The 982-nt window shown below is 44.4% G+C and carries 1 protein-coding gene and 1 riboswitch; the gene reads right to left on the bottom strand.

The annotated features are described in order from the left end of the window. Nucleotides 1–894: methionine adenosyltransferase (metK, locus tag ACRCJ0_RS15490; RefSeq protein WP_431391083.1), on the bottom strand; the 894-nt coding region annotated here is incomplete at its 3' end. Further along, nucleotides 892–980, bottom strand: a riboswitch (SMK box riboswitch). (Overlaps the previous gene by 3 nt.) Between the last annotated feature and the right edge of the window lie 2 nt (nucleotides 981–982).

Raw genomic sequence — 982 nt, 5'->3', positions numbered from 1 at the left:
TGCAACCAAGTTTTTAGCAATATAGCGAGCCGCATATGAAGCAGACCGGTCAACTTTAGTAGCGTCTTTACCTGAGAAGGCCCCACCACCGTGGTGAGCAGATCCACCATAAGTGTCGACGATAATTTTACGACCAGTTAAACCTGAATCGGCTTCAGGACCACCGGATACAAACTTACCAGTTGGGTTGATGAAGTAACGCGTGTTTTCATCTAACCAGTTTTCAGGCATAGTGGGCTCAACAACGTGTTTAATCACGTCTTGGCGGATTTGGTCTAATTCAATACCTTCAGTATGTTGTGTTGAAATGACGATCGTATCAATGCGTTGTGGTTGGTTGTTGTCATCATATTCCATCGTTACCTGTGTCTTACCATCTGGACCTAAGTAGTTTAATTCACCACTTTTACGGACTTCAGCTAGTCGGCGAGATAGGCGGTGACTTAAAGCAATGGGCATTGGCATTAACTCTGGTGTCTCGTCCGTAGCATAACCAAACATAATCCCTTGGTCACCGGCACCAATCAGCTTGTTGTCCACTTCGCCCGTTTCCCGGGTTTCAATGGCATCATCTACACCTTGTGCGATGTCAGGTGATTGTTCATCTAGTGAAACCAATACGGCGATTGAGTCAGCGTCGAATCCGAATTTGCCGTCACGATAACCAATTTCACGAACGGTATTGCGAACGATTTTTTGGATATCCACATAGGCGCTAGTTGTTACCTCACCGAATACTAGGACAAGTCCTGTATTTACGGCAGTTTCGCAAGCAACTCGAGCTTGTGGGTCTTGTGCAAGAATCGCGTCTAGAATGGCATCAGAAATTTGGTCAGCAACCTTATCTGGATGTCCTTCTGTGACTGATTCAGAAGTAAATAGTCGTTTATTCATGTTGTTTCCCCCAAAATATAAATTTTATGGTTACAAGGAATTTTTGCCTAAGCAAACCCTATCGGGAAGAATTTATTGTAACGTCCCC

It is taken from the genome of Aerococcus sp. L_32 (assembly GCF_050689315.1).
This window is presented reverse-complemented; position numbering and strand designations above follow the sequence as displayed.